The organism is Thalassoroseus sp. (assembly GCF_984380535.1).
In genome coordinates this window covers 114,004-132,554 of sequence record NZ_CFHRBF010000021.1, presented here as the reverse complement: position 1 = coordinate 132,554, position 18,551 = coordinate 114,004, and the positions used below count along the sequence as shown (strand labels likewise).

The following is an 18,551-nucleotide window of genomic DNA, read 5'->3' as shown; positions in this document are numbered from 1 at the left end:
GGACTAAGAGGCGAGACATCATGACTGTTGATCATCAGACTCGGATTCGCTCGACACTAGTCGTCTTGTTACTAGTAGCGACCGCAGCGACTCATTCCGCTGTCGCCGGTGAAGAGGCCGAACGCGAGTTTACGCTGAAGGTCTTGCCGGTGTTGAAGCAGAAGTGTCTCGGTTGTCATGGCGGTGACCCGCAGGACATCAAAGGGGAATTCAGCGTTGTTGATCGCGCTCATTTGCTGAAAGGCGGAGAGTCCGGCGAACCCGCTATTGTTCCATGGAAGACAGACGAAGGCTCTTTGCTCCCGGCGATTCGGTGGGAAATCTTCGAGATGCCACCGAAAGAGAACGATCGCTTAACCGAAAAGCAAATTGCCGCGATCGAACGCTGGATCAAAGCCGGAGCACCATGGCCGGATGAAGCTGCGCAAGAGCGTTATCGCCGAGAATCGGAACAGATGGCTGTGACGGACGAGGGCATTCGTTTCGAAACCAGTGGAGGAACGTCCGCCGAGTGGACGAATCGCCGCTATCAACCCGAAGACCTGTGGGCTTTTCAGCCGGTGCAGAACCTGTCGAACGAACGGAAACGGGAACTGCTCAATCAGATGGGAGTGAAGGAGGAGGGCAGACCTTCTACCTCTGCAGTCATCGACGCACTGATTCTCGAGCGATTAAAGGATTCGAAAATTCAGTCGGTCTCGCGTGCTGATGCCCGGACACTGATCCGCCGAGCGACATTCGATCTGCATGGCCTACCCCCGACACCCGAAGAGGTGGAAGAATTCGTCGCGGCTTCTGAAAAAGACCCTGACGCCGCTTGGGCAGCGCTAATTGACCGGTTGTTGGCCAGTCCCCGTTATGGCGAACGTTGGGGCCGACATTGGCTCGACGTGACCCGCTATGCGGACACCGGTGGCATGTCCAATGACTACGAACGGTCTAATATGTGGCGGTATCGCGATTACGTCATTCGGGCGTTTAATGATGACAAACCGTATGACGAGTTTATCGTCGAACAGCTCGCGGGTGATGAACTGGCGGACCAATCGGTTCGAGAGCGAAAGGGAACCGAAGCGGCCGTTCACAAAACACAACTCAGCGGCGATTACACCGCTGAGGAATCGGAATGGATTATCGCAACTGGTTTTCTCCGCCTCGGTCCATGGGACAACGCCATGGTGGAGAAAGCGGAAGCCCGGCAAATGTGGCTGGATGACTTGGTGAACATCACCGGGCAAACTTTCCTTTCGACCACAATGCGATGCTTAAAATGTCATGATCACAAGTTCGATCCACTTCCGACTCGTGATTACTACCGAATGTACGCAGCGTTCTCGACCACGCAGATGGCTGAGCGACCCGCCCCATTTCTTCCTGAGGAAAACAAAGAGGGCTTCCAAACCGGACGAGCGCACGCAAAACGGATGCTCGACTTTGCGGTCTCGGAAAAGAATCGACTGATCGAAAAGCGAGAAACCGCGGCCCGAAAATGGTTCGAAGAACACAACTTACCGTACAAAAACGAGGCCGCTCGGAGGAACCTTGCCGACGAGGAAAAACCGCCACGTCATGTGGGGTTGGATCATGTCGAGCAGGGGCAACTCAAAGTCCGCGAACAAGACGAGTGGATTTGGACGCGTCGATTGGAGCGGTTCGAGCCAATGGCTCAAAGCGTTTACAACGCCGCCGATTTTGAACTGGCCTGGAACGGTGCTCGTAAACTGCGAATCAAACGTGGCAAACAACCGGGGACGCCGCCGGAATGTCATATTCTGACCGGAGGCGCGTTGACTGCCTTGGGTGATGTCGTGCAACCAGGTGTGCTCAGTGCGGTCTCCGTGATGGTCGATGCGGACGCGAATGATCCGTATTTGCTGACAAACGAAGTCGACGGCCGACGATTAGGAATGGCCCGCTGGATCGCTGACCCAGCCAACTCATTGACGACCCGATCGATCGTCAACCGCATTTGGCAAGGTCACTTTGGTGTCGGGCTGGCCGCAAATGCGAACAACTTCGGCGCGAAAGGGGCGAAGCCGTCGCATCCGGAATTGCTCGATTTCCTCGCAGCCGATTTTGTGGAACACGGTTGGACCATCAAGCGTCTGCATCGGCTCATCATGTTGACCGACACATACCAGCGATCGTCCACTCCTCCTGAAGAGGAATCGTGGAAGACAACCGATCCGAACAATCGCTTGTTATCACACTTTCCAATGCGTCGGTTGAGTGCAGAGGAAATCCGCGATGGGATTCTCCAAATCACAGGCGAACTTCAGGAACGATCCGGCGGGTTGCCGATCATGCCGGAAATTAATATGGAAGTCGCCCTGCAACCCCGCATGATTCAGTTCTCGCTGGCCCCGGCGTACCAGCCATCGCGGACACCGGAAGAACGCAACTGTCGGACGATTTACGCCTACCACGTGCGGGGACAAGCAGACCCGTTCACAGAATTGTTCAACCAGCCCAACCCCAATGAATCCTGCGAACTTCGCGAGACGGCGGCTGTGACACCGCAAGTGTTTACCTTGCTCAACAGCGACCAGATGACCGATCGGTCCATCGCGTTCGCGGTTCGACTGCAGGAAGAAAACGACACCAACGAAACGCAAATTCGCCGTGCGTTCCAGTTGGCATTCGGACGCAACGCGACAGCCGACGAAGTTCAGCGTCTATCGAATTATTACGACGACATGGTGACTTATCACACCGACACTCCAGCCAAGCCGGTGACCTACCCGACGGAAATCACCCGGTCGCTGGTCGAAGAGTTTTCCGGGGAAGTCTTCAAGTATCAGGAAATCCTGCCGATTTTCGAGAACTACGTCCCCGACCGCAAACCCGCTGATGTTTCTCCGGAAACGCGAGCACTCGCAGACGTTTGCCTACTGTTACTCAACGCCAATGAGTTCATGTACGTCAATTAGAAACGCTGAAGGACGCACGACCGTGGCTTAAGTCATCGGCAGACATCTGTTTCGATGGCAAATTCCTTGGACGTCATTTTCGCGAAATCCAATAAGAATACAAAATCATAACCGGAGCAAAGAAATGAATCCTGATAACCTATCACTCGCGTCTCGACGACAGGTACTGCTTGGTCTTAGCGCGTCGCTCGGTTCTGTGGCATTGTCGTCGATGCTAGCCGCCGCAGATGCTCAACCGTCCTCCGAGAAGTCGTCTCCTTTATCGCCGAAGAAGCCGATGATTCCGGCTCGGGCGAAGAATGTGATCATGCTCTTCATGGAGGGCGGCCCCGGTCACATGGACACGTTTGATCCCAAGCCGGAACTGACTCGACTACACAAACAGGAATCCAAGTTAACCGGTGGGCAGGAGACCGGCTTTAAGTTCTTTGTCGGCAGCCCGTTCTCCTTTCGCAAGGTGAGCGATACCGGCGTCGAGATGTGCGACCAATGGCAACATTTGGCGGACCCATACGTGGCTGACGAGTTGTGTAACTATCGTGGTTGCCAAGCGGAGTCGTTAAACCATCCCGAAGCCCTCTTCCATATGAACACCGGCAGCCGACTCGGTGGCGACCCGGCACTCGGAGCTTGGGCGACATATGGACTCGGCACCGAGAACCAGAACCTCCCTGGCTATGTCGTGATGACGGAACTCGCGTTGCCACAGGGCGGCCCGACAAACTGGAGCAACGGTTTCCTACCGCCGTATTACCAGGGAACTCGGCTTCGTCCGGAAGGCTCGCCGCTTCTCGATCTAGCCGCCCAGCCGAACAAATCACGCGAACATCAACGCCGAGCACTCAACGAATTGGCTTGGTTGAATCAGCAACATCTTGAACGATCAGGAGCTGATGAAAAACTGGCTGCCCGCATCGAAAATTACGAGTTAGCGTTCCGTATGCAGGCCGAAGTTCCTAATGTCATTGATCTCAACCAGGAAACTCAAAAAACTCAGCAATTGTACGGCCTGGATGATCCCGAAACGGAAACATTCGGTCGGCAATGCTTGATGGCTCGGCGGTTGGTGGAGAATGGCGTTCGCTTCGTGCAAGTCTTTAGCGGTGGTTGGGATAGTCACGACTATTTGGAACGCGGTCATACCGCTCGTATCAAGAGCGTCGACAAACCGATTGCCGCTTTGATCCGCGACCTTAAACAGCGTGACATGCTCAAAGATACGCTCATCATTTGGACCGGGGAATTCGGTCGCACGCCGGACAACAACAAACGAGGCGGTGTGTACTCCCTCGGCCGCGGGCATAACAACAAAGCCATGACCATGCTACTAGCTGGCGGTGGCGTGAAACCCGGTGTCGTGGGAGCAACCGATGAACTCGGTGCATCCGCCGTTGAGTGCGTCCATCCGATCCGCGATCTCCACGTGACGCTATTACATCTCTTGGGTCTCGACGACAACAAACTGACCTATTTCCACGGCGGCCGCTTCAAGCAACTCAGTCAGTTCGGTGGTGAAGTGATCCACGAAATGATCGCATGACAGAGTTAGACCGTATTACGGTCTTCTGTGTCCGTGAAGGACGCTGAAAAGCCTTTGTATTTCGGCCTCCACGAGACAGAAACCGCTACGGTCAAAAGTAAATTGCTCTAAAGTCCGAATGACTGTCGGACATAGACATTCTCGGTGTGGCGGAGAGTCAAAACGGTCTGGGCGAATGAAACTGGGGTGGTGCCTGTATTCAGGTACCACCCCAACTCTTTGATATAGCAGCGAAAATGCTGACGGACTGTTCTCTCACATGTGATCGATGCACGACACATTCGCGGCGGTCACCGAGACTTCGGTTTATGCCCGCTGGCGGTGATTCGCTTTGGACTTCGAATTTTTCTTCTTCCGTTTGGGTCCTTGTTCGGGGACACGTGCAGACGGTGAAGCGTTCATTCGCGATAGCTGAAGTTTACGGTTCGCGATAAAGACATTCTGCAACGTCTTCACCACACCGTGAGGCAACCCTACCGGCAAATCGACCGTGCTGTGGTTTTCGAAGATTTTGATCTTGCCAATGCCATCACTGCGGATGCCGGCCTCGTTGGCGATTGCTCCGACAATGTTTCGCGGTTGAACTTGGTGATTCCGACCAACTTCGATGCGGTAGGTTTCCATTTCGAGATCGGAACGTCGCTCCCGTTTTGGAGACCGATTCCGATCGTCACTTCCGCGACGCGTGTCCTTCGAGAAGCTGGTCTGGCTCACCTGATCCTTGACCAGCAGAGGGACATCGCCGTTTGCCAGAATTGCGAGTGCCGCAGCGAGGGACTCGTACGACGTGTCGTTCTCGCGTTGGTATTGCTCGACAATCGACTGATAGGTCTCGAGTTCACTCGAAGCCAATGCCTCGGTCATTTTTTCGTGGAAGCGAGCAATCCGTTGCTTGTTGATCACCCGATTCGACGGAAGTTCCATTGGTTCGATCGGTTGTCGTGTCGCTTTTTCCAATCGGTTCAGCGAATACCGTTCGCGAGGATGGACGAATAGAATTGCTTCGCCACTTCGTCCCGCACGCCCGGTTCGACCGATGCGGTGGACGTACGACTCGCTATCGTGCGGCAAATCGTAATTGATGACATGGCTAATCCGTTCGACATCGAGTCCGCGAGCCGCGACGTCTGTTGCCACAATGACGTCGACTTTGCCCGATCGTAGACCCTCGACAATTCGTTCCCGAGCACGCTGGGGAATATCACCGTTCAAGGCGGCCGTTTTGAGTCCCGCGTCCGACAGAAATTCCGCCAGAGCCCCTGTTGTATTCCGCGTTTTCACGAACACAAGCACACCGTCGATCGGCTCGGCTTCGAGAATGCGTGACAACGCAACCTGTTTTTCCCGAGGCGTTGTCACAATGTATCGTTGCCGAATCGTGTCGGCCGTTGCCGTCCGTTGTTCGATGGTGATTTCAGTTGGATCTTTGAGATACTTCTTGGCAATCTGTCGAATTTGCCCGGGCATTGTTGCCGAAAACAACGCCATTTGACGCTTCTCGGGAACATGATTGAGAACCCACTCGACATCTTCCGCAAAACCCATCCGCAACATTTCGTCGGCTTCGTCCAACACGAAACATCGCAGATTGTCGAGGTTGAGTGTGCCGCGTCGCATGTGGTCCATCACCCGACCGGGGGTTCCGACAACAACTTGCGGGCCTTGCTTCAACTGCCGCAATTGGATTTGATAATCCTGTCCGCCGAAAATGGGGACGACCCGCAAACCGCCCGAGCCTTCCGAGTATTTTTCGAACGCCCCAGCCACTTGAATCGCCAGTTCACGTGTCGGAGCCAACACCAAAACCTGAGGATATCGCTCGGAAAGGTCGATCCGTTCGAGCAGCGGTAGCGCAAAAGCTGCCGTCTTACCAGTGCCGGTTTGTGCTTGGCCGAGGACGTCGTCACCTTGCAGCAGCGGCGGAATGGCCTGTGCCTGAATCGGCGTTGGCGATTCATAACCGTGCTGCCGGATGACTTCGACGAGCGTGTCACTCAACCCAAGGGCGCCAAACCCCGTTGGTTCGGTGGGGGTTGTGGACTCGATTTCCTGCATCGTTGTCTCTGCAGAATCGTCGCTCGTTTTCGTGTCAATGTCTGACAGAATCATCATTTTACCTGAATTTCATGGAAGACCATTTCAACAGACGGTTGCCGCAGAAAACCGTCGCATGGGGACTTCAGCCCCAGCAAGCTGGATCGGAATCCGAGCTTTCAAGTGTTCAAATGGAAGTTGACCTGGTGGGAACTCGCGGACGCACAAAGGTGCAAGCCTTGGCTATCATCAAACGATAGGCGTTAGCCCGGCAACACGAGTTACCATAGCCACTTGCAGAATATGATCGAACGCGTCAGGTGTTGTTCAGGCATCGGTGGGCGAGGAATCGATTGCCCAGCGGGGTTGGAATCTGAATCTGGCCAGCTGTAATTCAATCATTTCGCAAAGAGTAGCAGATTCCACGGGACTTTGCGAGGACACACCCGTGGTTTTTAGTCATAGTGTTCCAGCACGTCACAATCTGATGCAACTTGAAATCAACATATTCTGATTATACGGTTTAAGCTTTTTAAACCGAAGCCGCACTCTTGGAACGATGAACATTCTGTGAACGGTCATTCGCACTGACCCATTTGCGATGAATTATCAACTTAGGCAAGTCGAGGAACGAATCTATGGAACGCGGGCTGCACTGGATCGACTGGCTGATCATTCTTGTCTATGCCGCGTTAACGATCTTCCTGGGTTGGTTTTACAGTCGACGCCAGAGTTCGACGAAGGAATACTTCGTCGGGAGTGGCGAAATGAATCCCCTGTTTGTCGGGGTGTCACTTTTTGCCACACTGTTGAGCACAATTTCGTACCTGTCGATGCCTGGTGAGGCTGCCGGCAAAGGACCTGTGACACTTCTGGGACTGTTGACCTACCCGGTCATTTTCATCGTTGTGGGTTATGGTTTTATCCCAGTTTTTATGCGACAGCGGGCCACGAGTGCCTACGAACTTCTTGAGCAAAGGCTGGGACTGAGCATTCGCCTGTTGGGTGCCTCGATGTTTCTTCTCCTGCGGCTCGTATGGATGATGCTGCTGGTGTACCTCGCCGCGAACGCCATGACGGTCATGCTGGGCGCAGATTATTGGGTGATCAATACCGAGACGTGGTCGGTCGTCGCGGGACAATTCCAAGATGCCGATCCCAGCACGATGTTGCCAGGTCTTTATCGGTGGGAAGCCGCCGAATTGCGTATCGCTGCGGTTCCTGTGATCGTGCTCGTCACGGGCATCGTCTCGGTGACCTACACAACTCTCGGGGGACTCCGGGCTGTCGTCATGACGGATTTCATGCAGACGGTTCTGCTGTTCGGTGGCGCACTTCTGGTTCTGGCTACCGTGACCTGGAACGTCGGTGGCCTGAGCTGGTTGCCAACCGAGTGGCACGAGAACTGGGATTCGCAACCACTATTCAGCACGGATCCGCGAACACGTGTGACGATGGTCGGCACATTTCTGAGCATTCTGACATGGTACGTTGCGACTTCGGCCGGAGATCAAACATCAGTCCAACGTTTTATGGCCACTCGCGACGCCTCCACCGCTCGGCGAGCGTTATTTACTCAACTCTGCGTGGGAGCGACAGTCGTATTTACTCTGCATTTAGTGGGCATGGCTCTGCTGGCCTTTTTCGAAACGAACCCAAGCGCACTGCCTGAGGGCATGGGACTCAAATCAGACGCAGACAAATTGTTTCCACGTTTCGTTTCGTTCGAACTCCCGGTTGGCGTATCCGGTTTCGTCGTCGCTGCAATGTTTGCCGCAGCCATGAGCAGCATTGATTCCGGTGTGAACTCGGTGACTGCTGTTGTCACGACAGACTTCATAGGCCGTTTCAAACGAAAACCAGATTCCGAAACCGGCAGTCTCCGCTCCGCAAAATTCCTAGCGTTGACGATCGGGGTCATTGTGGTCGTCGGCAGCACGTATATGAAGTACATCCCTGGCAACATCACCGCGGTGACGTCAAAGACAGCCAACCTGTTGACCTCACCAATTTTTGCACTTTTCTTCTTCGCGCTGTTTGTTCGCTTCGCTCACCCAGTTGGCGTATGGATTGCGACCATTTGCGGCATGCTCACCGCTGCAGCCATCGCGTTTTCCGGACCGCTCGTTGTCTTTCTGGCAACATACGCTGATGTCGACCCGCAAACATTCGGGGTGGAACTGATGACTCAGATCGACCCCGGCACCGGTGAAGAAATGATTCGATCGGCCGTCCGAGAGTTGAATCCTGAGACGGGTGTCGTCGAACTCGTTGCTCGCGATCCCATTAGCTTTCAGTGGATTGGACCGATCGCACTGCTCGTCAACGTGGTCGTCGGGGTAAGCGTGAGTTGGGTATTGCCACGCCGAAATGAAGTTTCTCAGTCAAGTGCTGCACAAGCATGATTGCATTACGAGTCATCACTGCTGCGTGGTGTTCTCATAGAACCAGGCGACTGGCAATGAACGAAAACGACATGAGTATTGTCCGTTGCTCGGCCCACTCTCCCAGTAACTCATCACGGCTCGGTGACGAACAAACGTCAAACTCGTATAAGAAAATGTTCGCTCCGGGTTGGTTTCAAGATTCTTGACAACCTGCCACGATTGCCCTTCATCATGACTTATTGCAGCAGTGAGCGGCGTTCGTCGACCTCCATGCCCAGCACCTTCCGTGTATGTATTGTTCCAAATGAGAAGCAAGTCTCCTGTGGATGGGATCCGTCGTACGGTCGCCGGTGCTTCGGGACCTTTGATCCCGAGCGACTGCATTGCACTCCACGTTTCACCACCGTCCTCGGAATAACTCCGACCGACAAATCCCAGCTGATTGCGAATTAGCATCATCAATCGGCCGTCGTTCAGTTCAATCACTTCCGGTTCCATCGCACCGCGTTTAGGTGTGTCGACAACACCCGTCCCATTTCGCCAACTTCGCCCATTGTCATCAGACAGATAACAGTGACACACAAAATGATTGACTTTTTGGACATCCAGTGTGGAAGCGGCAGGAGCCAACAATCGACCTGTCGATAGTACGGTGATCCGATCGTTATTGATCACATGATATCCGTCATTCGCTGTCACCACGATCGGTTCGCCAAAGGTCGCCGCCTCGTCCGTCGAATGGCGGACATACATTTTAAGATCGTGATGATTGTTCTTCTGCAGATAGAACAATCCAATCGAGTTATCCGGAAGCCGCCGCAGCGTAACGCTCATGACATTCATCCCACCGGTATTCTGTTGCAGGACTTTCTTTTTTCCCCAGGTCCGTCCCCCATCGGATGATTGCCGGGCAACAATATGTGCTTTTGCAAAGTCACTGCCACCGTCCTGAAATTCCGTGACGGCAAACAACAAATCTCCGTTTGTCAGAGCAATGATAGAACCTTCTGTATAACGCGGATTCTTCGCCGTCGCCGTATATACGATTTGCGAAAGGTCTTCGGTAGAATCATGTGGCGGTGGGCCGGCAAGCATCAACAACGACTGAGCGGCACGATAGGCCGCATCGGGGTGTTGATCGTCCAGCATGTTGAGTAGCGGCTCAGCGAGATTCAACGCCCGAGCATCACCGGCAAATGTTGCAGCATATGTCCGAATGGCTGCATCCTTATCTTTCAGATTCGTAGCCAATGCTGTTAACCCATCTTGATCTCCAAGTGCAGCTAGCGAATGATTGACATAGGCCCGCACGAGTCGATCGTCACACCGTGTTAGTTGCTTTCTGAGTGCAGGAATATCGCTTGAGTTTCCAATGCGTCCTAGAATCCAGGCCGCGATCCGCAGAACATCCATGTCTTTGTGAGTGAGTGATTCTCGCAGAAAGCTCATCGTCTGCGGATTACCACACCTCCCCAATGCTCCCGCTGCCATCAGTTTTTGGGGAATGTTTTCGCTTTGCTCAAACGCTTCTCGCATCGCTTTGCCATCACCGATCTCCACGACCTTATAGAGACTCTCAGCCGCATGGACATGACCATATGAGTCCTCACCAGCCAGGATCCTCAACATGATATCGGACTTAGATCGATCGCCCGCACGAACTAGCTCGCGGGCAATTCCGCAGCGTTGCTGATCATCTTTGATCGTGGCTAACTTAGGTGTCAGAAACTGAATGACTTCTGCACCGTGACCGGCGAGTGTCAGACCTTCAGCCGCATGGATCGATGGCCAAAACTCCTCGCTACGCATCCCATCGCGAAGGATCTTCAGGCATCGTTCGCGATTCTGATCTGACAGTTGGATTCGACCGGCATCTTCACCGAAACCACGCCCTGTGAATGTCGAGACGAAGACTAGCAGTGCGATAAATTGAAGTCGGTACTTCATAAGAATTTCTTTCTATGAGTATTCTTACCACGCGGTCCAACCGCCATCGACTAGCAGGTTCTGGCCCGTGATATAGCTGCCGGCTCGACTGGCTAGTAACAGGACGGCGCCCTTGAGTTCTTCCGGCTGTCCCATTCGGGCCATCGGGCTTTTTCGGTTCAGTCGTTCCACCATCGCTGCAGGCGCTTTCTCCGACGGAAACGGCCCTGGACTAAGGCAATTCACACGAACATTGTCTTTCGCCCAATATACCGCAAGATGTCGCGTCATATGGATGATGCCACCCTTCAACGTGTGATACTGAACTGGACTCGCAGTGCAAATATCCTCATACGCATCAGGATAGGAGCCGACGACGCCGTACATCGAACCAATCATGACAATCGCCCCAGAAACTCCACGTGAAACCACATGATCATGAAGCTGTCTAGCGAGCATGAAGTAGCCGGTGGCATTTCGAAGATCTTCGGAAAACGCTTCGGCGGTAACGTTGGTCACATCCATGGAGTGCCCTTGCTGACCATTGTTGATCAGCACATCGACTTGTCCAGCAGCTGCGACTGCTGCTGCGAAACCTTCATGAATCGACTCTTCCGAAAGGTGATCTAACTCGACCCCAAAGTGCGGTCGATCGCCCGGCAAACTCTTTGCAATCGTCTGTGCTCTCAAAAGATCACGACTACCAGCGACCACCGTCGCCCCCGCCTCCGCAAACGCCCGAGACATTGACTGCCCAAGAAACCCGGTGGCTCCCGTGATGAGCACGGTCTGGCCAGTCATGTCGAAGAGTTGTTGGATTGTTGGTTCAGTCATAGTGTTTCCCAAGCACCGGATTTCACAGAACGCAGAGCCGCCATATTGACACGCAATGTCTGCAAAGCCTCGTCTAGCGAACAAGCCGGACCAGCTTGATGATCGAGTTGATCGAGAAACGCATTTGCTTGGCGAACGAACAGATCATCACGTTCGATCTTAAATTGCTCTTCGACGACCCAATCCGTACCCGGTTCTGCGCAGGATAGCCAACGATTGTTATGCGACTCGTAGCGAACAGTTCCGCACTCGCAGACCACTGTTAGTGTTGATTCATTGGGAGCCTGGTGCTGATTTAAACTAAAAGAACCTAATACCGATGCAGTCTTCGTCAGCGAGCCATCCGATGAGGTCGTCGGGAATGCATGTCGAGTCAGGACATGCACGGTATCTTCCACATCGACACCATCGAGAACACAATGTTCCGCGTCGGCAACGAGCTTCGTCACGGGACCGACAATCCACTCGACGGCGTTGATCGTATGCGTCAGAGCGTCCTGAATTGCCCCACCACCAGTTTCGTGTCTGGTGTAATAGATCTCTCGATAAGCAGGTCGGTACAATGGAAAAAACTGCCCACCTGTGTACGCCACTTGTACCGGCCGACCAAAGCGTTGTTGTCGTACACATTCACGTAGGGCCTGCAAAGCCGGGTGCTGGCGTAAAACATAAGCCACGGAAGCAGATATCCGGCGACTAGCGACTTCCGCGATAAGTTCACTAGTCCCCTCTAAAGAAATACTTAAGGGTTTCTCAATGAGTATTGCACAGCCATGTGTCGCCAACCGCGTCGCCATTCCAATATGCAAATGTGCGGGCGTGCAAACAACAGCTGCATCAAAGGCAGTTTCTGTCAACGCTGCATCGAGAGAACGAAATGTCCGCTGCAATCCATAGCGACTTGCTACGGTCGTCCGAAGGTCGTCGTTGATTTCACATAAAGAAACAACGGTTCGGTCAGTGTTCTGAAAACAGCGAACGTGTCGCTCTCCGATCGATCCACCGCCGATGACAAGAATTTGTTTCACGGCTCGTTTCTCAATGGGAAAGGTACTGACGACTGGAAAGAGACATGACAAGATTCCGATTGCGGGTCGCTAATTCAATGTCGGGCCGATCACTGATGATCTTTCATCGGACGTAGTTTTTCGGACATGCAATGCCCATACCGGTACAAACCGTCAACCGGCAACACCGTGCCGGAGATATAGTCCGCATCGGCACTAGCAAGAAAAACGGCTGCTTTGCCAACATCGTCAGGTAATCCAAGTCTTCCCCAGGGGAGTTTCTTTCCTTCCGATTCGATCGTCTCATCACTGAATGTGACATGTTCCCCGGGAGTATCAATCCATCCGGGTTCGATGACATTGACGTTGATCCGATGTGGCACCAATTCGACGGCAATGGAACGAGCCATATGATTCAATCCTGCTTTGGCGGCTCCATAGGCAAAACAAAGTGCAATGGGCATCTCTGCCTGAACGCTCGAGATGAACACGATCTTCCCCGGGATGTTCTGATCGACCATATGACGCGCTACTAGCTGACTCATATGATAGCCACTAGTCAAAGTGCCATTGATGACAGCCTCAAACAACTCCGGCGGAAAATCGAGAAACGCCCCTCGTCGACTAAACGCAGGATTGCTAATCAAAATATCAATCCGCGATGTTACATAAAGTGCCTCAGAGACAAGCTGTTCACACCCTTCCCGCGAAAACACATCAGCCTCGATCAAATGACATTCCCGACCGAGTCCTCGAATTTCCTCAGCAGTTGGCTGCAAGTCTGGGCTGCCAATCCGATCGTTGAGAACAATGTCTGCGCCATTCCGCGCAAGTTCAATCGCACACCCTTTCCCGATGCCTCGACCAGCACCAGTTACGATAGCAGTTTGACCTTCAAGATTCATTGAGACGGTTCCGATTCACTTAATCTTTGTAACCTTGCCCAATGTTTCTCGCATCACTTCAACCAGCGAATGCAAGAGGGCATTGGAATCGCTAACGGTTTGCCGTGGGGAGTCAAAGTGCCGGTCTCTTGGTCAATTGAGAAGACGACGAGACTATTGCCAGGCATATTAGCACATAATAGCCAACGGCCATCAGGTGTGATAAGCAGGTTTTGAGGTCCATTGCCCAAACTCGATTCAATACTAAGCAACGTTAGCTCGCCACTCTTAGAAATTCGATAGCTCGCGATACTGTCATGACCGCGGTTTGTTGCATAGAGAAACCGTCCATCGGGGGTAATTTTCAAATCAGCTGTGTGCGACGTTCCTGAGAATTCCGGAGGCAATGTCGAAACGGATTGACCGACCTTTAGCACGCCCTGTTCGGCATTGTAGTCAAAGACAAGGACGGTATTGCTTAGTTCGTTGACGACATACACATACCGACCATTCGGATGAAACGTCAGATGACGCGGACCAGACCCCGGCGGAAGTTTGACAAACGGCTGTGCGGGGTTAACTGTCAACTCCGAAGAGTCCAAATTCAGACGGTAAACGGTTACCTTGTCAGTTCCTAGATCCGCTGCCAAAGCGAAACGGTTGTCAGGACTGACAACAATACAATGTGCGTGCGGCTTAGTCTGGCGTTTCGGGTCGATGCTGGCACCGGAATGTTGTACAAACCCCGAGGCCTTCCCCAGCGAACCGTCGTCGAGAATCGGCAAAGCCGCCACGCTACCAGTCGTGTAATTTGCAACCACAACAGTCTGCGAGGATGCGTCAATATCCAGATAACAGGAAGCTGTCCCTAAAGATGACTGACGATTGAGACGAGTCAGTTCTCTGCTGTGTTTATCGATCTGATAGGCCGCAACAAATTCATTTTCGGGGCCACCGAATTCTTTGGCGTCGATCGAATACAGAAACCGTCCGCTTGGTGAGATCGCCAGGAAAAACGGGTTCTCGACATCAGTCGTCCGATTCAGAAACGTGAGTTGACCCTTTTCCGAATCGAAATGATATGCATGAATCGCCCCATCTTCGCCGGATCGAAACGCAGAAACAAAGATGACCGGATCAGCCGATTTTGCGGTGTTAGACATAACCAAAAGCCAAAGAACTAGTATCCGCATCTAAACACTCATGACTTTCATTTCTTGGTTCGACGACGACGCGATGACTGAAGTTGATGAAAACTAAAGCGGCAAACGCTGAGTCGACTTTTCTGTCTTCTAAGGCTTGCATCGATTGCGATGCTAATCCCCCAACTGACCTCCGAGTTATGTCGCTTCAACATCGAAGGTTTTGAGGACTCCACTAACGCGGCGTCTGCACAAACGTTTCCGACCCCGCCTGCAGGGCCGCTCGAATTGCTCCAAAATCTCCGCCGTGGGCCAGTAACTGCGCACCCTGTTGTTGACGCTTGGCAAGGTCTTCCGCAGTTCCAACCGGTGTCCCCCAGGCAACCCCGTGTTTTGCACAAGCTGCAGCGACAGTTTCGAAGGCATCTTCCAAAGTCAATTCGGTGTTAGCCTGACGAATCCGAAGCCCAAGATCACCTGGCCCCACAAAAATACCATCGAGTCCCGGTGTTGACGCGATCGCCTCGACGTTTCCGATAGCTTCAGGCGTCTCGACCTGCACAACTAAAAAGGTTTCGTTGTTCGCTTCCTCGAGGAACTGTAGAACCCCGTCCGGACCGTTCACGAAATAGTCGGCATCGAGGCCCGCTCCGTCCAATCCGCGGTCACCAAGCGGCGGGAACTTGACTGAATTGACTAAACCTGCCGCTTGCTCGGCAGTATTGACATGGGGAATCATTAGTCCTGCAGCACCGTCTTCGAGATACCGGTAGAGCCTGGCTTTCTCCCGCGTGGGCGTTCGCACCATGACGTCGATATCGTGCAAATGCGAATGGACAAGTAGGGCCTCAACGTCTCGATCCGAAATGTTCCGGTGCTCGAGATCCAGCCAGACGCAATCATATTCATAGTGGGCTGCGAGTCGAATAAATGAAGGCACGAAATGACCAAGACAGCACATTCGCACCGTCTCGTTGTTCGCAATGCGAGCAAGCGTTTTGCTTTTTCTCATGAATTTATAACCTTGTGTTGATGCGTTTATGGGAACAGTGTGACCAAAAGACATTCTTCTAACAAGCCGACACGCGAAGTTAATTGGTGCGAATTTCGGCGGGGAACTGAAGCGAGCTATCCAACGTGGTTTTAACGCTCTACTTCTTTGTAGAATTGCGACCCGAGTGAACAGATCAACAGACAGAAGCGAACGCCATATTATCGTTTTGCGTTATTGGCCGCCGCATCTAGAAACAAGCTATCCAATCGATCACGTCGACAAGGAGAACTTCGTTGTCGTTGGCTTCTGAGGAACTTTCGATCTCAGCAATGTGAAAACATGACGAGTTCAGTAGAATCAATGGCGAAGCAGCCAGGTAGATTGAACGATGGATGTCATTGACTGTGATAAGCGCCGTCACTTCGCGGTCAAAGCATGCCCGGTAAGTAATCGACACGCTCATCCCTCAATCGCATTTGTTGATCGCGATCGCGGCGTGTGAACTACGCTCGCTTCTACTAGTCGCTGGGTCAGCATCACTATCGCCAAAGTCTTGAACCGCAGGATTGGAGAGTCCGCCATGACTAAAAACGCTACGCTAACAACGCTAGCGAGTTTCCTTATTCTATTGTCGATTGGTACTCAGTCACTCTGCGCCGATGATCGACCAAATATCCTTTGGATTACGATTGAGGATTGGAGCCCAGATCTTTCTTGTTATGGGACGAAAGGAATCTCCACGCCGCATGTTGATCAACTGGCCGCAGAAGGAATTCGCTTCGAGCGGGCATTTACGACTTCTCCAGTTTGTTCGACTTCGCGTTCGGCGATGATGACCGGGTTTCATCAGAACTACATTGGTGCTCATCAACATCGAACTGATGACAAGAAGCCGCTGCCTTATGGAATACGTCCGATCCCGCATTTGCTAGCAGACGCCGGCTACTATACTTGCTTGATGAGTTGGAAGACGGATTGCAACTTCCTGCCAGACAAAAAGCAGGATCTGTTTATGGGAGTGGATTGGAAGGACCGCGAGCCCGGCCAGCCGTTTTTTGCCCGCATCACCTTTGGGGGAACACATCGGGCTTGGAATCGCGATCCTAAGCGGCCGATCAATATCGAGGATGTTGAACTTCCGCCGTACTACCCGGATACGCCTTTTATTCGCCGCGACTGGGCGAACGGGTTGGAGCAAATGCAGTTGGTCGATCGCGAAGTCGGTGCGCTACTCAAACGACTTGAAGATGAAGGGTTAGCAGATAATACCCTAGTCTTTTTCATCGCCGACCATGGGCGTTGTCATATTCGTGGAAAGCAGTTCCTCTATGACGAAGGTACCCGAATCCCCATGATCATGCGTTGGCCTGGTCACGTCGAACCGAGGCAGGTTAACGATGACCTGGTAATGGCGATCGACATTTGCGCGACCGTTTTGGAAGTCGCCGGTGTGACGCCGCCTGTTCCACTACACGGGATTAGTCTTTTCAGTGACGACTTGAAAGACCGTAGATATACGTTTGCCGCACGCGATAAAATGGATGACACGCACGATGCAATGCGAAGCATCCGTTCAAAAAACTATAAGCTCATTCAAAACTTGATGCCCGAACGTGCCTACTGTCAGCTCAGTTTCTACAAAGAGGGAGCCTATCCGCCACTTGCTGAACTGAACGTTCTGAATCTCGAAGGTAAACTGACGCCCGAACAAGCCGCGTTTATGTCAGCACACAAACCACCGGTCGAGCTATTTGATCTCCGAAATGATCCGTACGAAGTTCATAATGTTGCTGATGACCCCGAATACGCAGATGTCAAAGCCAAACTGCTGGCCGAACTTGAACGGTGGCGAAAAGAGGTGATCCACGATCAGGGTGTTTCGGATGCGTTCCGCGGAGTCGGAGTGTTTCCCGAAACCTGCCCAACACCAACAGTTGGAGAATGGGTCCAGAACAACGCAGACGAGTACGATTTCAAAACCAACGGCGTCCCCAGTTGGTATCCCACACGCACGCTCGATGAATGGCGAAAGGTGCGAAGGATTTGGGAACCATGGGTCTTCCGCGAGCCCAACAGCAAAATGAAACGCCCAGTCATTCCGCATACCAAGAAGCCGAAATGACCGTTCCCCTCCTCATATTGAACTTCCAACAAGCCCGGCTCGAAATCTGTTCCGGCGCTGAAAAGTTATGACTAGACTTACACAGTCGCGAGTGTTTTCATGTTCAGTCATGACTCTTTCAGCGTTAGAGAATCAAGAACGGTCTCGCCGCACTGGTCGGCCTACGATCTCAGTGTTATGCGGTTCGGTGTCTGTCGGTCTTGCAGAGTGGAACCGTTGGTGTCGCGAGCATCAACGCCCTTGCCTGGTCACTCACACTGTCACACAGGACCAATGGCAACATGATTTTGTGTCAGCGTTTCTCGATGAATGCGAGCCGTTGAAGACGGCCGAAGAATACCTGTCGCAACGCCTACCAGAGTGTTTTCGACGAGCAGATTTTTCGCAGAAGTCTGCGCACGAGATTCAGCTTCTTTGCGAAAGTGCCGCCTTAGAATCGACCGGTAGCGATCGGTTGTGTTGTGAACTTTTACTCGCCCAAAGCCACCATCGACAGGTTGGTGCAGACGATGTTTGCAGGTGGCTTAGCGATCCGAAGAATCCGAGTCCGACCGCATCGACAGTCATTGCGGCTATCATTGATTTCCTGCCTTTAGGTCAGAGTCCGGCGATGCTGATATCGCCACAATCCAATTTCGAATTTGAGGAAGTTGACTTAATCGGATGTCTAAGACTAGTCGCCGCTAGTCTAGCTGAGCTAGTGACTAACATACCGACTCTTACTATCGGACTATGTATTTCCACTAATGAC

The 18,551-nt window shown here is 52.7% G+C and carries 11 protein-coding genes; 4 read left to right on the top strand and 7 right to left on the bottom strand.

What is annotated here, in order from left to right; translation table 11 throughout:
• Positions 1-20 precede the first annotated feature (20 nt).
• Together AC5DDB_RS25355 and AC5DDB_RS25350 are read left to right on the top strand one after the other, a co-directional pair.
• Positions 21-2,930, top strand: a complete 2,910-nt coding sequence (locus tag AC5DDB_RS25355; RefSeq protein WP_491742555.1) for a PSD1 and planctomycete cytochrome C domain-containing protein — start codon at positions 21-23, stop codon at positions 2,928-2,930.
• A gap of 124 nt (positions 2,931-3,054) precedes the next feature.
• Positions 3,055-4,470, top strand: coding sequence for a DUF1501 domain-containing protein (locus tag AC5DDB_RS25350; RefSeq protein ID WP_491742554.1), 1,416 nt, complete (start codon positions 3,055-3,057; stop codon positions 4,468-4,470).
• Between the two features lie 306 nt (positions 4,471-4,776).
• On the opposite strand, the gene AC5DDB_RS25345 is transcribed toward AC5DDB_RS25350, so the two are convergent.
• Positions 4,777-6,582, bottom strand: a complete 1,806-nt coding sequence (locus AC5DDB_RS25345) for a DEAD/DEAH box helicase (protein WP_491742553.1) — start codon at positions 6,580-6,582, stop codon at positions 4,777-4,779.
• A 560-nt stretch (positions 6,583-7,142) separates the two neighbouring features.
• Here AC5DDB_RS25345 and AC5DDB_RS25340 point away from each other — a divergent pair.
• Positions 7,143-8,909 (top strand): sodium:solute symporter family transporter, encoded by a 1,767-nt coding sequence (locus tag AC5DDB_RS25340; RefSeq protein WP_491742552.1) that lies wholly within the window; start codon positions 7,143-7,145, stop codon positions 8,907-8,909.
• Between the two features lie 15 nt (positions 8,910-8,924).
• Here the strand turns inward: AC5DDB_RS25340 and AC5DDB_RS25335 are convergent, their stop codons facing one another.
• The 6 genes from AC5DDB_RS25335 to AC5DDB_RS25310 form a co-directional block, all read right to left on the bottom strand.
• The gene (locus AC5DDB_RS25335) at positions 8,925-10,838 is read right to left on the bottom strand and encodes an exo-alpha-sialidase (RefSeq protein ID WP_491742551.1); all 1,914 of its coding nucleotides are present in this window, start codon (positions 10,836-10,838) and stop codon (positions 8,925-8,927) included.
• A 24-nt stretch (positions 10,839-10,862) separates the two neighbouring features.
• Entirely contained in the window at positions 10,863-11,651 is a 789-nt protein-coding gene (locus AC5DDB_RS25330; RefSeq protein ID WP_491742550.1) for an SDR family oxidoreductase, read from the bottom strand.
• A complete protein-coding gene (locus tag AC5DDB_RS25325) occupies positions 11,648-12,679 on the bottom strand; it encodes a Gfo/Idh/MocA family protein (protein WP_491742549.1) in 1,032 nt (343 codons plus the stop codon). The genes AC5DDB_RS25330 and AC5DDB_RS25325 overlap by 4 nt, the downstream gene beginning before the upstream one ends.
• 89 nt (positions 12,680-12,768) lie before the next feature.
• A complete protein-coding gene (locus AC5DDB_RS25320) occupies positions 12,769-13,563 on the bottom strand; it encodes an SDR family NAD(P)-dependent oxidoreductase (RefSeq protein WP_491742548.1) in 795 nt (264 codons plus the stop codon).
• Between the two features lie 53 nt (positions 13,564-13,616).
• Positions 13,617-14,705: a lactonase family protein gene (locus AC5DDB_RS25315; protein WP_491742547.1), complete on the bottom strand. Its 1,089-nt coding sequence runs from the start codon at positions 14,703-14,705 to the stop codon at positions 13,617-13,619.
• A 214-nt stretch (positions 14,706-14,919) separates the two neighbouring features.
• Positions 14,920-15,696, bottom strand: coding sequence for an HpcH/HpaI aldolase family protein (locus AC5DDB_RS25310; protein ID WP_491742546.1), 777 nt, complete (start codon positions 15,694-15,696; stop codon positions 14,920-14,922).
• Positions 15,697-16,258: 562 nt separating this feature from the next.
• Between AC5DDB_RS25310 and AC5DDB_RS25305 the strand changes: the two genes are divergently transcribed.
• Positions 16,259-17,800, top strand: coding sequence for a sulfatase family protein (locus tag AC5DDB_RS25305; RefSeq protein ID WP_491742545.1), 1,542 nt, complete (start codon positions 16,259-16,261; stop codon positions 17,798-17,800).
• The last annotated feature ends 751 nt before the right edge of the window (positions 17,801-18,551 follow it).

Excerpts from the sequence above, each read along its gene's own strand:
- AC5DDB_RS25315 (WP_491742547.1), bottom strand. The coding sequence starts at position 14,705 with ATGTCTAACACCGCAAAATCGGCTGATCCGGTCATCTTTGTTTCTGCG.
- AC5DDB_RS25305 (WP_491742545.1), top strand. The coding sequence starts at position 16,259 with ATGACTAAAAACGCTACGCTAACAACGCTAGCGAGTTTCCTTATTCTA.
- AC5DDB_RS25335 (WP_491742551.1), bottom strand. The coding sequence starts at position 10,838 with ATGAAGTACCGACTTCAATTTATCGCACTGCTAGTCTTCGTCTCGACA.
- AC5DDB_RS25355 (WP_491742555.1), top strand. The coding sequence starts at position 21 with ATGACTGTTGATCATCAGACTCGGATTCGCTCGACACTAGTCGTCTTG.
- AC5DDB_RS25320 (WP_491742548.1), bottom strand. The coding sequence starts at position 13,563 with ATGAATCTTGAAGGTCAAACTGCTATCGTAACTGGTGCTGGTCGAGGC.
- AC5DDB_RS25310 (WP_491742546.1), bottom strand. The coding sequence starts at position 15,696 with ATGAGAAAAAGCAAAACGCTTGCTCGCATTGCGAACAACGAGACGGTG.
- AC5DDB_RS25330 (WP_491742550.1), bottom strand. The coding sequence starts at position 11,651 with ATGACTGAACCAACAATCCAACAACTCTTCGACATGACTGGCCAGACC.
- AC5DDB_RS25345 (WP_491742553.1), bottom strand. The coding sequence starts at position 6,582 with ATGATGATTCTGTCAGACATTGACACGAAAACGAGCGACGATTCTGCA.
- AC5DDB_RS25350 (WP_491742554.1), top strand. The coding sequence starts at position 3,055 with ATGAATCCTGATAACCTATCACTCGCGTCTCGACGACAGGTACTGCTT.
- AC5DDB_RS25340 (WP_491742552.1), top strand. The coding sequence starts at position 7,143 with ATGGAACGCGGGCTGCACTGGATCGACTGGCTGATCATTCTTGTCTAT.